Here is a 14882-nt window from a genome sequence, read left to right on the forward strand (position 1 = left end):
TTTATAACCGCAAATGATATAGCCCTACTCTGTGATTGGTTAAAGATCATTACCCTAAAAATCCTGTAGTACGGGAACCTTGCTCGCTAGAAATATGACAACCGATTTATGAGTGCTATAAATAGGGATGTAGGTTTGATGTAAGTTCGTATTAAGTATAATTAAAATTTATAAATCAGGACTTATAAGATAAATTTGATGAAGGATGAAGGCGGGAAGCAAAGGGGAAAAAGTATTTCTACTTTTCACGGTTCCTCTTTATATTTTCAAGGGCTATTGCTTTTAGTGTGGGTGGCTGCCGGCACCGGCTTACGTTTTACCCAACTCGATAGAAAGTCTCCTTGGACGGATGAATTTTCTACAATGGTGTTCAGTTTGGGGAACAGTTTTCGCACGGTTCCTCTCGATCAAGCGATTCCATTAAATGTTTTACTAGAACCCCTACAACCGGCATTTACAAATACAGGTTTAATTACTTCAGTACAAAACGTCATTCATCACTTACTGGGTGAAAGTAATCATCCGCCGGTTTATTTTATATTGGCTAACCTGTGGATGCATTTATTTCCCCCAGCCGGCGAATACGTCTCGCTGTGGGTGGTAAGAGGTTTACCGGCACTTTTGGGTGTGCTCTCAATTCCGGCGATATATGGATTTAGCCGACTAGCTTTCCGTTCCCGCCTGATAGGGCAACTGTCAGCAGCCGTGATGGCAATTTCTCCCTACGGCATTTATTTGGCGCAAGAAGCCCGTCACTATACCTTAGCTATTCTACTGGTGATTGCTTCGCTTAGTTGCCTAATTATCGCGGTACAGTGCATTGATCAGCACAGATCAATGCCGGTTTGGGGGGCATTTATTTGGGTCGCGGTTAACAGTTTAGGGATTGCCGTTCATTACTTTTTTAGCTTTACGCTTTGCGCTGAAGGAACCGTTTTACTGGCGCTTATTTTGCATCAAAATCGCAAGAGAACCCGCATTCCTGAAATTGATCAAGAAAATAATTTGCCTCCTCCGTTTCTCCCCCTCAAAACCCTTTTTGCAGTTGCCGCCGGCACTTTAGCCGGTTGTTTAGTTTGGTTGCCGGTGTGGCAAAGTAGCTCAGATGACGGCGGGCTGACAGAATGGATTTACAGTGGTGCACGCGTGGGATTAGCCTGGATTAGCCCCCTATTTCAAGCGCTGGCTGCTTGGGTGACGATGCTGCTTTTGCTGCCAGTGGAGTCGCCGGTATTGTCGGTAGCGGTTGTCTCTGGGGCAGTGATGCTGATTTTCATATTTTGGGCATCACCTATCTTGTGGCGGGGTTTTAAAAATCAATTGACAACGCCGGCAAACCGCACAGTTACCGCTGTTTTAGCTGGGCTTGTCTTAAGTGTAATCGCGCTATTTTTTATCATTACTTACGGCTTTGGCATCGATCTGACTCGCGGTGCTCGGTATCATTTCGTTTACTTCCCTGCCGTGATCGCTTTGCTAGGCGTGAGTTTAGCGGCTTGCTGGGAAACTTCTCAGCCTAGAAATGGGGAAAAGGGAGAAATCCGGCAATCTTCAATTCCCATATCTTTCAGTTGGCGTAGCCTTGCCTCATTTAAAATCTTTGCCGGTGGAAAAATAGCCGTTGTACTTATTTTACTGGTGGGATTTTTAAGTGGGTTGACCGTGGCAATAAATTTAGGCTATCAAAAATATTATAGGCCCGATCTGTTGGTTCCGATTATTCAACAAGCTTATCAAACAAAGCGTGAGACAACTATTAGCAAAGGAAAAAGCGATACAAAAACCGTCGTCTTGATTGCAACCACACATCAAAACCATGTGCAAACAGGTGAAATGATGGGACTAGCTTGGGAATTAAAACGTCTTGCCGACTTAAATTCTCAGGCAAATATCCAGTTTCTTTTGGCGCATCAAAAGAAACCGGATTGTAAAGGTGAAATGTGCTTAGCTGCTAAAACACTCCAGAAAACACTAAAAACTTTCTCTTCTGCGGATCTGTGGTTGGTGAATTTCAAAGTGCCGGCAAACTTAAATCCCCAAAATTGTACTTTAGACGCTCGCAAGCTGCCGCCGGTGGATGGCTACAACTATCAGCTTTATCACTGCCGCTCTACTAAAGTTTAAATAGATTGTTCAATCGGCTCACGCTTCAACTACGTTTTATTTTATTTTCAAACTCAGGATTTTTACTCAGTATATTCCGGAAACAGCGTCTAAAGTCTTGTTTAATCACTGATTAGATAGTAAGAAGAGAACTATAAATCTCCACATCGGCTTTACCTTTGTAGGTGCGCCAGACTGCTAACAATCCCGGCCAAGAAATTGCGCTGACTAAGCAAAATATATGTATCCAGACCAGATCACTACACGAATAAGCTAAGGCGCATCTCATTCGCTATTTTAGGCAAAGAACCGAACTATTAAATTTTTCTCCCACTCTTCCCCTCGCCCCCAACCAAAAATTAAATGCGTAGCCGCTTATTGCTCCCTTTCCGATATGAGATGGCCATCATAGCAATCCTCGCGCTAGCCGGCATCTGTACCCCCGCACCATCCACCGCCATGAGTCTATCTGACTCTACTTCCAACGCCAGTTTAGGGGTGCCGGCAGTCGCAGCAACCCCGCCCCCTGCTGCTAAACCCCAATCCGATCCCTTTGCAGAGGGCGTTAGAAGCGCTACCAGGGCGGCAAATTTAGCTCAAACAGCCAAATCGCTTCAACAATGGAACGACGTTGCTGTGGCGTGGCTGGAGGCGGCTACGTGGATGCAAGCCGTGCCGCCAGCCAGCCCGAAACGCGCCTTCGCCCAGAAAAAAGTCGTTGAGTATTTTTTGCGGAACTTCACCATTGCCCAACAAAAAGCTGCTGGTAAACGTTCTAACGTTCCCTTACCGACGTTTAACAGTGAAGTCCTTGATGAGCAATTGCTGCTGTATCTATCCTACTTGGCAGCCATCGGCCCACCCGATATTTTAATTGTGGGGAGTTCCCGTGCCTTACAGGGCATCGATCCGAGCGCACTCCAGCAAGCCTTGGCCCAGCAAGGTTATCCGGGACTGCAAATTTTTAATTTTGCGGTGAATGGGGCGACTGCCCAAGTCGTTGATTTTCAGTTGAGACAACTTTTGACCCCCCAGCAGTTACCACGACTCATTTTGTGGGCAGATGGGGCACGCGCGTTTAACAGTGGCCGGCCAGATCGGACGTATGATGCGATCCTCTCTTCTCCCGGCTATCAGCGGTTAGTTAGGGGAAACCGGCCTCGTCTGAGTTTAGATGAGATTTGGCAACGGCCACAGCAAGTTGTCGCTGCCGGCACCACCAAAACAGACTTTTTTTACCTAACAAATAAACAATTTAATGAATTTGAGAAGCAGCTAGATCAAAAGCTGGAAGGGAGCAGTTTTCACTCTTCAATCTTTAATTTTAAATTTCTAGATGAGCCGGCTAATACAATTGATGCCAATGGATTTCTATCCGTTTCTAACCGCTTCAATCCTGCTATTTACTATCAGCAGAATCCGCGAGTTTCAGGTTTGTATGACAGCGACTATACAGCCTTTCAATTAAAAGGACAGCAAGCCGTAGCCCTTAACGAAATAATTTATTTCACAAACACTCGCAAAATCCCCCTAATTTTCGTCAATCTCCCCCTAACGCAAGATTACTTAGACCCAACACGAAAATCAGCCGAACAGCAATTCGTGCAAAATATGCAACGTCAAGCAGATGCCAAAGGATTTATCTTTCGCAACCTTTCCCAGAAAAATTTAACCCAAAATAATAATTTTTCTGACCCCAGTCATCTTAACGTAATCGGAGCCGCAGCCGTCGCCAAACAACTAGCTCAAGACTCAAATATTCCTTGGCCCCGAAACATTAGGAACTAAGAATTACCTTTGCATCTAACAGTCAAGCCCATCTGCGTTTATCTGCGTGCATCTGCGGTTAAAAAAAATAAAAAATTAACTTACCAAATAGCCGAGTCTTCGGCCTCAGAACGAAAAGAAAATGCAAAATAATTCTAATTATCTGCGTTTATCTGCGTGCATCTGCAGTTAAAAAAATAAATTTTTCGGTCTTCATTCCCGCTTCATCGCATCAGGAATACCTACAGAAGAAAAACCGGCAATCGCTCTTAAATTTTGACAGCGAATTAACTCAGTAAAATTCAAACCGGCACGTCCTTCAATTTTAGCAACAGACTCAATTGCCCCTAACAAGTGAGCAGCCGCTTCAGCTTCACTATAACCGCGCCGCAGGGCAACACCAATAGCCACTTGATCCGCATCAACTTCAGATTGAGAACTACGGTAAGATCGCCAAATTTGGCTGCCGGCAAGTGCACTTAAACCGCCGGCAACAATCACACCCACAGCATCTCCCTGGATCAACTCCACAAAGGTGCCAAAAACTCCACCAACAACCAATCCTTGATATAAATCTGGCTTAAACCATCTAATTTCAGTTAGCCAACTAACAGTACGCAGCAACAGCAAATCTCGCTGCGGTTTCGGCAGCCGCCCCCACAGATCAAAATTAATAAAAATAGGCCGATCTTGCGCCCAAGGCAGGGGAAAAGGGCTGTCAATGACTAGAGGTTGCTGCGGTTTACTAACAATTTTAGTCCGCATCCGACCAGAAGCCGGCATTAAGTCTAGCAGGCGTTGAATTTCAGATCCAGGCTCGATCATGGGTGCTGAGTGCTGAGTGGGAGAGTGGGAAAGTCAGAGAGTGGGAGAGTGGAGAAATTTCCCATCCCCCATGCCCCATTCCCAATATTATCTAACGGTTGCGATTCGGTGAAGGTTTAAGGGCGGGTGTGGGTGGTTTAGCAGCCGGCGCTGTGGGTAAAGGTGCGGCGGTGGGGGCAGCTGGCGAGGGGGCGACAGCCGGCGCACTGATGGGTGCGGTTTTGTCACCTAAAATACTGGCGCTGCCGGTGTCAAATACGCCGGCAACACAGGCGATCATCATTGTTGCTAGGGTGCCAACAAATAAAGCTTTCCAACCGAGTTCTGAAATATCTTTGCGCCGTGAGGGAATTAAGGCAATTGTACCTCCGACAAAAATTCCCACGGAAGCTAAGTGAGCAAATCCAGACAGGGCATAGCTGACAATTAACACTGTGCGATTACTTATCGCGCCGGCTTTAGCGGCTTCTGCTAGTGCTTGATAGGGAGGAATTGCTGTTTCTAAGAGTCTGCGCCCAATAATAACTGATGCTGTCCAAGATTCATTAAAGGGAACGCCGGTTAACAAAGTCAGGGGATAAAATAAGACGCCTTGAATATTTTGTAAGGTGACAACCTTAAAAATGTCTCCAATTGGACTTGGTAAGCCTGCTAGCCCCCCAAAGATTTGATTGATTAAAGATACCAAGCCTAAGATTAAAATCAGCACAGCAGCGATAGCTACAGCCATTTTAACCCCATCCAGCGCTCCCACAATTGCCGCATCCAATGGACTCACTCGCTCGATGGGTTCTCCACCCACTGTTTCCATTTTTATGTCTTCTGGTTCTTCATCTAGTGCTGCATCTAAACCCTGCCCGCCGAGTTCTGTGCCGGTGAATTTCTTCTCGGTTTTGTCTGGTTTTTCTTCTTTGGGAATTCCGCCAGCAGTCAGGGGAACTTCGGTTTCTGGCACTAAAATTTTTGATAAAACAAAACAAGCCGGTATTGCCATAATTGAGGCAGATACTAGGTGTCCCAAGATGTTGGGAAAAACCGGCCTTAAGAAACTCACATAAATAGCCAAGGTTGAAGAAGCGGCGGTGCCAAAACAACACGATAAAATCGCGCAGAGTTCACTGCGAGTCATTTTAGGCAAATAAGGCTTAACCACAATGGCCGCTTCAATACCCACAAAAATATTAGCTGCCCCGCTTAAAGCTTCAGCCCCACTCAAGCGCATGGTGGCATAAAATATTTTGGCAAACACCTCGGTTACAATTTGAATGATCCCGATGTTGTAGAGCAAGGCCATCAATCCTGAGAAGAAGATGACGGTAGGCAAGGCTCGAAATGCAAAGACATAGCCTAAATTGACATCTGCCGGCCTAGTAGGCAGCGGAACCAGATTTTTCCCAAATACAAAATTTGCGCCGGTATCAGCCGCCAGAAAAACACCGTCTAGTAAGTTACTAAATGCCTGTAGGGCGCTCCTAGTCGGCGGAAACATAAATACAAACGCGCCTAAAATTAATTGCAAGGCAATGCCGGATATAATGACGCGCCAGGGAATAATTCGGCGGTGTTCGGAAAAAAGCCATGCGATCGCGCATAAGCCAAAGATTCCAAAAAACGAGATGATGTTGAGATAGATCGGATGAGGCATGAGCTGAATCCTTGCAATTTTATGACGAATGCTTACCCGTTCCGCTGCCGGTGCCATCGGTATCTGGCTGATTTGATCTCGGCAGGTAAAACCAAGCGCGACAATCCTCCAAGCCATCTAGAATAGTCAGGTAATACACTAATGTCTCCAAAACTTAAGATTCTGATACATTTAGCAAAGCCACTTCACCAGATTGAGACTGGCATCAAAGCTGATAATTGGTAACTGCACTGAGGAATGATGCATGGATGCTTTTGAGCCAACCCCGCCTGAATGGACATCCCAGGGGATTCACGCCCACGAGTTCTGCTGCCCTAACTGCAAAGCGTCTGCGATGGAAGCGCAGGGAGTTTGGATTAACCGGCGATCGCCGGTGTATACAGAGGATCATCGCCGAAAATGGCAGGAATTTTACCAGTGTCAGTGCGGTTGTGTTTGGTGGGCGTGGAGTAATGATCGCCCACCCTCCAATCTGAAAAAGCCGGACATCATGGAAGATTTCTAAAGCAAGAGAGGGGAGAATTTTGAATTTTGAATTCACAAATTTTACCCTTCTTTTGCTATGCTGTAAACAGATTTTTTGCTGCCAATTAAATAAAATGAGAGCCTTAAAAGACTCCTTCAAATCAAATTCTCACATTTTTTGTAAAGGTTAATTGTTTGAATTTAAAATTTGCAGATAATTCTAATACACTTAAGCATTTTATAAATAAAGCTTAATCTCTTTGAAAGAAAATTTTAAGCAAAACTTAAAAAATCTAGATTATTTTTTTGTTTGCTTTGTTCTTTAACTAAGACTCATCGATTCGGTTTATGAGTTTTACAGCTAAATGTCTACTCAGCAAATTAGAAATTTTAATTTATCCTCCAAAGTTAGCAGATGGGGCCGAAATTAAGGCACCGGCAGTCTCGCTATCCATCGGTTTTGAGAAATAATAGCCCTGTCCATACTCACACTGTAATCCTGAAAGCAGTTGCAGTTGGGCCGGCGTTTCGATTCCTTCAGCCACTACCTGCATCCCCAAATTATTTGCCAACATTACAATTGCCCGCACAATTTCTGAGTTTTCCGCTTTATCGCACATGGCGCTGACAAAAGAGCGATCAATTTTTAAGGTATTAATCGGAAACCGGCGCAGATAGCTCAATGAGGAATAGCCGGTGCCGAAATCATCAATGCACAGCTGGATATTTCTATCTCTAAGTTGCTCTAGCACAGCGGTTGCCGCATCGGTATTATCCATCACCACGCTTTCGGTAATCTCCAGTTTTAAACAACTAGGCTGGATGCCGGTATATTGCAGCGTTTCGTCAATTTGAGCAAGTAAAGCCGGCTGCGAAAGCTGAATGCCAGATAAATTTACGCTCATTGTCATCTGCTGGGCGGCTGGAAATTGCTCCTGCCACCAGCGCATCTGAAGGCACGCCTCGCGCAGCACCCATGCCCCCAAGGGGACAATTAAGCCGGTTTGTTCTGCCACGGGAATAAACTCTGTTGGCGAAACCAAACCTCGCTCTGGGTGCAGCCAGCGCACGAGCGCCTCAAACCCCGCTATGGTGCCGGTGGTGAGGGAGACAATCGGCTGGTAGTGCAGTAAAAATTTTGAATGGGCGGTGAATTTAGAAGTTTTACTTGATAAATCAAAGTTTTCTTGGATGGCTCGCCGTAAGTCGGTTTCTAGCCGCCAGCCGGCTAAGACACGCGTATGCATACCGGCATTAAACACTTGAGAGTTGGCTTTGCCTTGTGCTTTAGCGCTGTACATGGCAACACCGGCATCGCGCAGTAAATCTTCTGGGCGCTGTTGGGCGGGTAGATCCTTTAAACGTCGGGCGGGGGGGCGCAAGGGCACAACACCGTTCGCTGTGGTGTCTAATTCCGCCTTGGTTTGGCACTGATGGGCTGCAACGTCCTGTAAAAGCAGCCGGCTGCTTACTTCAGCCTGCAAACCCGCACTGAGGGCGATCCCAATGCTGACTGTAATAAATACTTCTTGCCTCTCGATGAGAAAAGGCACTTTTAGGGATTCGTGCAGCCGCTCAGCAATGGCGAGCGAGTCAGCAATATTTTTGATGTGATGTACGACAATCCCAAACTCATCCGATCCCAGATGTCCGATGGGATCACCGGCTCGTAAGCAAGTTTGCAGCCGGTGAGCAAAAGCCACGAGTAATTGCTCTCCCAGCCGGTATCCCAGGCTGTATTGGATTCGTTTAAAGTGATCAATATTGAGAAACAGCACGGCAAAGCCATTGCTAGGCTGTTGCTTTGACTGCTCGATGGCAAATTCGACGCACTTCAGCAACCCAGCATGATTGAGCAGTCCTGTCAGTAAATCGTAATAACTGTCAGGGAGAGCCGGCACCGCAAATCTCCCGTCTCTGCCGGCAACCAGCCGGCCTGGATGAATCATTCTCACAAGCCCCAGACTTGCCACACCGCCCTGATATGAAATCGGAGCAACTTTCACCGATACCCTAATTGGATTAGCCTGATGCTTGTGCAGTAGCCGGAAATCAGAGGTTTGCGGTTCTGAAACTTTAGCCCGCCCACGCCGGTTGGTATGGCTCAACTTCCGGCGATCTTCTGGTGCCACCAGTGCGGAAAAATCCATTCCTTTCAATTCTGCCACCGTGTAACCCAGCATCTTGGCAAATGGCTGATTGACAAACAGCAGTTGACTTCCTTGAAGAATAAAAATCCCATCCTGAACTTGCTCTAAAACCGTCAGGTATTCTCCCTCAGCATAAGGGCGCGAATTTTCTCTTTGGTGGCACTGGAGGGCTGTCTGCGTTAAATCGCTGAAATGACGCTGTAACTCTCTTTGAGCGATCACTTGCCGGCTGAGTCCCTGCAAGGCATCTAGTTGCAACTGGCTTAACTCTCGCTGCACTGAATCTAATACACATAACGCCCCGACTGCTTGCCCCTCTGCGGTGATTAAGGGAACGCCGGCATAAAACCGAATGTAAGGGGATGAAGTCACCTTCGGGTTGTTGGCGAAGCGGACATCCTGGGAAGTATCTCCAACAATTAATACATCAGGCTGCACAACGGTGTGCGCCCAAAAGTCCACCTCCCACAGCGAAACTTCTAGCAGTTCTAAATTAAAAGCGTATCGGGTGCCATCAATCAAATACAACAATGCCATCGACGTGCCGCAAATGCGGGCTGCTAAGTGCGGTATTTCTGCAAAGACTGCTGCCGGATCGTACTGCCGGCCAGCATCACTCTTAATTGCTTCGTTTTTTGGTTCTTGGAGCATCATAAAATTTTTATATCCGCACATCAGCGGCACTGCTTTGGTGTTTTCCAGCCCTTGCTGCGTACCGCGCTCAATTTTTGTTATTTTAGAGGGCTTTGCTGTTAGAAAGTGCCCCAAGTACAAAAAAGCATCTTTATTTCTCCTTTTCTTTGCCTTCTTAACAGGTAAAGTGACTAAGCTTTCCTTATATGTCTGATAAGTTCACAGCGATTTTTAGTGAAGGGGCAGCTCAATGACAAATTCAGATCCTTCTCCCGGCGATGAAGTACATTTTAATTGACCGCTATGTTTTTCTCTGACAATTTGATAACTGATTGAAAGCCCAAGCCCAGTTCCTTTGCCCACGGGTTTTGTTGTAAAGAAGGGATCAAATAATCTGTTGCGGACTTCTTCGGTCATTCCATTGCCGGTGTCAGCAATCCGAATCACAATATGAGAATTGAGTATTGGGGGGTCTTTTTGTCCTGTTTCCTGTTCCCTATTCTCTGTTTCTACAGATGTGTGAATCCGAATTTGTGGTTTCTGGGCAGTTTGTTCGCTGCCGGCAGATTCTTCAAGGGCGTCTATGGCATTATTGAGAATATTCATAAAGACTTGATTCATCTGGCCGGCGTAACATTCGACTAAAGGAAGTTCGCCATATTCTTTGATGATTTCAATTTCAGGGCGATCCGGGTTTGCTTTGAGCCGGCTATGCAATATCAGCAGTGTGCTGTCAATTCCTTCATGAATATTCACCGGCTTCTTCTCGGCTTGATCCAGCCGGGAGAAATTCCGTAAGCTGATGACAATTTGACGGATGCGCTCGGTTCCCACCTGCATTGAAGAGACTAGGTTGGGCATATCTTGCATGATAAAATCTACATCAATTTCTTGCTGTTTTTCTTGAATTTCCGGCACTGGGTTGGGATAGTTCTGCTGATAAAGTTCTACCAATTCGAGTAAGTCTTTTGTGTACTGACGGACGTGGGTGAGATTGCCGTAAATAAAGTTAACGGGATTATTAATTTCGTGGGCAACACCGGCAACCATTTGCCCCAGAGACGACATTTTTTCGGTTTGAACAAGCTGGGCTTGAGTTTGCTGCAAATTGTCTAAAGCTTGTTGCAACTGCTGTGCTTGTTCTCTAAATCGAGCTTCTGACTGCCGCAGTGCTTCTTCTGCACGCAAACGTGCGGTAATATCACGCAGCAAGACTAGAAAAGCGATTTCTCCTTCCCATTCAGTTTCAACCACTCGCATTTCTGCAACAGCTTTATCGCCATTGAGGGGGGTAATATCAACTTGTGTTTGCACGATTCGTGTATCTGCGGTGCCGGCTGCCCCTCCACCCGGCATAATTGTTGTATCAATCTCACAAGCCGGTTTCTCTACAACAAACGAGCCGAACAGTGATCGACCAACCAAATCTTCTACCTTGCAGTTAAAAAGACATTCGGTTGCTGGGTTGGCAAAATTTACCAGTCCCAAAGAGTTAACGATGATAATGCTATCTGCGTTTTTGTTAATTACATTGCGAAAACGAGCCTCTAGCAGTTGCAACTGGTGCTGATGCTGTCGCAGATCCTGTTGTACATGGTGCCAGTTAAGCGCTTGCCTAATCGTATTGAGTAAACCGCTAGCCTCTTTCACTTGGTGAGTTCCTGTAGCTTCCCTTCTAAATGTAAGGTGTTTGCCCTGGGTTTGCTCACTTGTGCTAACACTTATAAATCTGTGGCTGTTGGTCATAACCATACTTGAAGTCTCCCTGTAAGTTTTCACTAAAATTTTTAACGATTAAAATTTTTAGTGAACCTATCTCTCAGTCGGCACCCTGACTTGCTTATTAAACTAATTTAATATCAAAACCCTAAACAACAATTAACAGCTAGTTAAATCCATCTAAATTTTAACTTTTGCTAATTAAAAGAGCGTCTTGCATTAAATCTTGACGCTGATTAATAAATTTGAAACCTGGATGCTACCCTGAGTTGAATGATTGGGCAAGCCTTTCTATCCTGGCCCTAAGTTTATATATTCCTCGAAAGCACCAAATTATGTTTGTTATCTAAACTACATTTTTATATTATTTAATATTTTTTTAAGGCTAATGACTATGTTCCATAGCATTAAAACATAACATTAGGCCGGCATTTACAGTTATTTTTATAATTCTGGCTGATAAACACCGAAGAAGTCTCTTAAAGCTAGAAAGGCAAAAACATGATTTCTGGTAGTCGGCTTCTAATTTACAAACTTAGCGCTTTTGAGGAGAGCGTGATTATGGCTTTTGTCAAGAAGAGTTCATTGATTCTTTAAGAAACTGCTAACTAAGTCGCCCAAGCAGCTAAATTTTTAGCGATGATCCCCTAAAAATTGCCGCTCTCACTCGCCAAAATTATTTCAAATTCGCTCAGAAACTTCTAAAATTAACCCTGAAGATTATTAAGTTAGTCTAGACTGTAAAGCGAAGGATTTTGTGCCTAGGTATAGCAATTTCAGGGTAAGAATTTACCGAATCTTTACAAACATCAAAAAAACCTGAGCTAAATACATTAAAAATATTTAATCTAAATGCCATTTATCTGAACTATCATCGGGCGACGCAACGCTAGATAGGCACAGGCTGTTGCCTTTATCTTTCCTACGATAGATTTCAAATTAAAGAAAAAAGCTTAAAGAAAGATCCTAAAAATAATCTAAAAAAAATCAGCAAGTTACAACATAGGTTGTAGAGAATTGGGAAAAATGCAAGGCTGACGAGCCTATACTGGAAATAGAAAAAACGACTGAATTGAGTTGAGCATGGACTGGCAGGAAGTAGCGGGTAGCTGGGTTTTAATTCCCCCTCGGCCCACCGGCATGGTGCATTTCCTTGGGGGCGCTTTTGTGGCAGCTGCACCTCAGCTGACCTATCGATGGTTATTAGAGGAGCTAAACCGGCAAGGGTATGCAGTGGTGGCGACACCGTTTGTAAATACCCTCGATCATACTGAAATTGCACGCTCTGTGCTCTGGAACTTTGAGCAAACGCTCAATCGCTTACACTCCACAGGAATGCTCCGCAAGCGATATTTGCCCATTTACGGCGTTGGGCACAGCATGGGTTGCAAATTGCATTTACTCATTGGCAGCTTGTTTGAGGTGGAACGCGCCGGCAATATTTTGATTTCGTTTAATAATTACCCCGCTAGCCGAGCGATCCCCTTAGTAGAGCAGTTCAGGCCGGCTTTTGCCATCGAGTTTACGCCGTCGCCCCTGGAAACGAATGATATTATCGCCCAAGGCTACCGAATCCGGCGCAATCTGCTGATCAAATTTAACAACGACGACATTGATCAAACCCTGCTGTTAAACCAGGTACTACAGCGGATGTTTCCCAGCATGGTGACGCTGCAAACCCTCAACGGTAACCATCTGACGCCCTTGGGACAAGACCTTAGCTGGCCGGTTGGCCAAGTGTTTACACCAATGGATGCGCTTGGGCAATGGATGAGGCAAGAAGTTTATCGAGATTTAAATCAGCTCAAACAACGAATTTTCCATTGGCTTGATCCCCTGGCACCGAGAACGAAATGAGAATCCTTACCCTACAGACTTAACCTGAGCACGGTAAAGCAGTTTATCGCCTTGCTGATAGCCGATGTGAGATACTTTCACCGGCTGTCCCGGTTCAGCGATTCCTTGGTTTAGCTGGTGCCGACGGGGATCGTAAGGCACTTCGGCACCCACCTGCTCAATCGCCTCCACACCCCACTGTTGCAATAAATTTTCGACCGGACGCACAAGCGGCAATAATTTAAGTGCCGGCATCTCCGGGTTTTGCTGCACTGCATAAGCTGCCGTTGGCCAAAACCGCATCCAAGGTTCCAAGGTTTGCAGGCAGGCTTGCTGAAATTCCTGCATCAAAGATGCTCGCTGTTCTGCCAATTGCGCCTGTAAACGCTGGTACTCTTGTTGCAATGCTGCTGTTGATGCCGGTGCCGGCTCATCTGTTAAAAAACTTGCCAGTAATTCACTTAAGGATATTTGCAGAGCTTTGCTTAGCTTTTGCAAGTTCTCAACTCGCATCTGTGACACTTGCCCTCGCCGCAGTTGCCTAACTTGCCATTCAGAAACACCGGCTTGTCGCGAGAGTGCCTTAAAACTAGAAACCCCCGCCTGCTTCATCAACGCTTGCAGCCGGTGGGTGTAGTCTTGATCTTTAGACGCAGACATCTTAAATCAAATCTTGCAATTTCTCAATAATTTTTTGAAACTAGAAAGCTGAAAATAGGGGATTGAGATAGGATTCTGGTTGAAAGAAATTTGTCATCTTCCCCCTCTCCGTCTGTCCCCTCAGCTTCTTCTAAAATGAGAGATTGGCTCAACTCATTTTGTACCTATTCTCTATTCTTCTAGCAGGCTTCTTAACATCCAAGCGGTTTTTTCATGGACTTGCAGCCGTTGGGTCAGCAAATCTGCCGTGGGTTCATCATTGGCTTGATCGACAACGGAGAAAATTGAACGGGCAGTTCGCGCTACAGTTTCTTGACCTTGCACCAACAGGCGAATCATTTCTTCTGCTTTCGGAACTCCAGGCGTTTCTTCAATTGCGCTTAACTTCGCAAATTCGCTATAAGTACCGGGCGCAGGAAAACCTAATGCCCTAATGCGTTCAGCAATCAGATCGACGGCTAAAGCCAGTTCGTTGTATTGCGTTTCAAACATCAAGTGCAATGTTTGGAACATCGGGCCGGTGACGTTCCAGTGAAAGTTATGGGTCTTGAGATATAGCGAATAGGTGTCAGCGAGGAGTCTAGAGAGTCCCTCTGCAATCTCACCTCTGGTCTTTTCGTCAATTCCGATGTCAACTTTCATGGATTTGGGTTGAACTTGCATACTGCATCCTCATTTAACTATAGAATTCGATGGGTTGTTAATTCTGTACTCTAACCTGCATTACATTTAAGGGCTACAGCCGTTGCGGCGCAACTCCCCGTAGGAAGATTTTCTGCCGGCCTTCTCTAGGCTAAGTGCATTTGCAGTACAGAACGGGGTGCACGGCGGATTTTGCAGGGAATCGTTTCCAGTCCCAAACGCTGACAAGCCTCGTAGCGGTGGCAACCAGAAAATCCGTAATATTGGCCATCAACTTCTAACACGTCAATCGGTTCTCGTACACCAATTTCTTTGATCGACTCCATCAGCGCCTCCACCTTAGCCGGATCGTTTTTGCGTGGTAGAGGCCGGCGAATCTGCGCGAGGGGAATCTCCTCGATTCTCATGTTGCATCTCCTTTTGTCCTTCTTTATAAA

Annotated in this window: 11 protein-coding genes; 4 read left to right on the forward strand and 7 right to left on the reverse strand. The window is 45.6% G+C overall.

Annotated elements, in window-relative coordinates; all coding sequences use genetic code 11:
- Positions 1-198: 198 nt before the first annotated feature.
- Both H6F56_RS09080 and H6F56_RS09085 read left to right on the forward strand, forming a co-directional pair.
- Entirely contained in the window at positions 199-2124 is a 1926-nt protein-coding gene (locus H6F56_RS09080) for a glycosyltransferase family 39 protein (RefSeq protein WP_190667002.1), read from the forward strand.
- A gap of 378 nt (positions 2125-2502) precedes the next feature.
- Entirely contained in the window at positions 2503-3891 is a 1389-nt protein-coding gene (locus H6F56_RS09085) for a DUF1574 domain-containing protein (protein ID WP_242031923.1), read from the forward strand.
- Positions 3892-4083: 192 nt separating this feature from the next.
- Here H6F56_RS09085 and H6F56_RS09090 read toward each other — a convergent pair whose 3' ends face one another.
- Positions 4084-4692, reverse strand: a complete 609-nt coding sequence (locus H6F56_RS09090; RefSeq protein ID WP_190667170.1) for a DUF3318 domain-containing protein — start codon at positions 4690-4692, stop codon at positions 4084-4086.
- A gap of 94 nt (positions 4693-4786) precedes the next feature.
- Complete coding sequence (locus H6F56_RS09095; RefSeq protein WP_190667005.1) at positions 4787-6340, reverse strand: NupC/NupG family nucleoside CNT transporter; 1554 nt, start codon at positions 6338-6340, stop codon at positions 4787-4789.
- A gap of 244 nt (positions 6341-6584) precedes the next feature.
- Between H6F56_RS09095 and H6F56_RS09100 the strand changes: the two genes are divergently transcribed.
- Complete coding sequence (locus tag H6F56_RS09100; RefSeq protein ID WP_190667007.1) at positions 6585-6845, forward strand: hypothetical protein; 261 nt, start codon at positions 6585-6587, stop codon at positions 6843-6845.
- 355 nt (positions 6846-7200) lie between these two features.
- On the opposite strand, the gene H6F56_RS09105 is transcribed toward H6F56_RS09100, so the two are convergent.
- Both H6F56_RS09105 and H6F56_RS09110 read right to left on the reverse strand, forming a co-directional pair.
- Positions 7201-9609 (reverse strand): EAL domain-containing protein, encoded by a 2409-nt coding sequence (locus tag H6F56_RS09105; protein ID WP_190667009.1) that lies wholly within the window; start codon positions 9607-9609, stop codon positions 7201-7203.
- A 210-nt stretch (positions 9610-9819) separates the two neighbouring features.
- Positions 9820-11340 (reverse strand): ATP-binding protein, encoded by a 1521-nt coding sequence (locus H6F56_RS09110; protein WP_190667011.1) that lies wholly within the window; start codon positions 11338-11340, stop codon positions 9820-9822.
- Between the two features lie 1050 nt (positions 11341-12390).
- Here H6F56_RS09110 and H6F56_RS09115 point away from each other — a divergent pair.
- On the forward strand, positions 12391-13164 hold the full coding sequence (locus tag H6F56_RS09115; RefSeq protein ID WP_190667013.1) for a DUF1350 family protein: 774 nt from the start codon (positions 12391-12393) through the stop codon (positions 13162-13164).
- Positions 13165-13170: 6 nt separating this feature from the next.
- Here the strand turns inward: H6F56_RS09115 and H6F56_RS09120 are convergent, their stop codons facing one another.
- The 3 genes from H6F56_RS09120 to H6F56_RS09130 all read right to left on the reverse strand — a co-directional run bounded on the left by H6F56_RS09120 (position 13171) and on the right by H6F56_RS09130 (position 14852).
- Positions 13171-13803, reverse strand: coding sequence for a helix-turn-helix domain-containing protein (locus H6F56_RS09120; RefSeq protein ID WP_190667015.1), 633 nt, complete (start codon positions 13801-13803; stop codon positions 13171-13173).
- Between the two features lie 171 nt (positions 13804-13974).
- Entirely contained in the window at positions 13975-14445 is a 471-nt protein-coding gene (locus H6F56_RS09125; RefSeq protein ID WP_416360989.1) for a Dps family protein, read from the reverse strand.
- Between the two features lie 146 nt (positions 14446-14591).
- Positions 14592-14852 carry a ParB N-terminal domain-containing protein gene (locus H6F56_RS09130; RefSeq protein ID WP_190667019.1) on the reverse strand — a complete coding sequence of 87 codons (261 nt, stop codon included), beginning with the start codon at positions 14850-14852 and terminating at the stop codon, positions 14592-14594.
- Positions 14853-14882: the final 30 nt, after the last annotated feature.

Source organism: Microcoleus sp. FACHB-672 (assembly GCF_014695725.1).
Lineage (GTDB): Bacteria > Cyanobacteriota > Cyanobacteriia > Cyanobacteriales > Oscillatoriaceae > FACHB-68.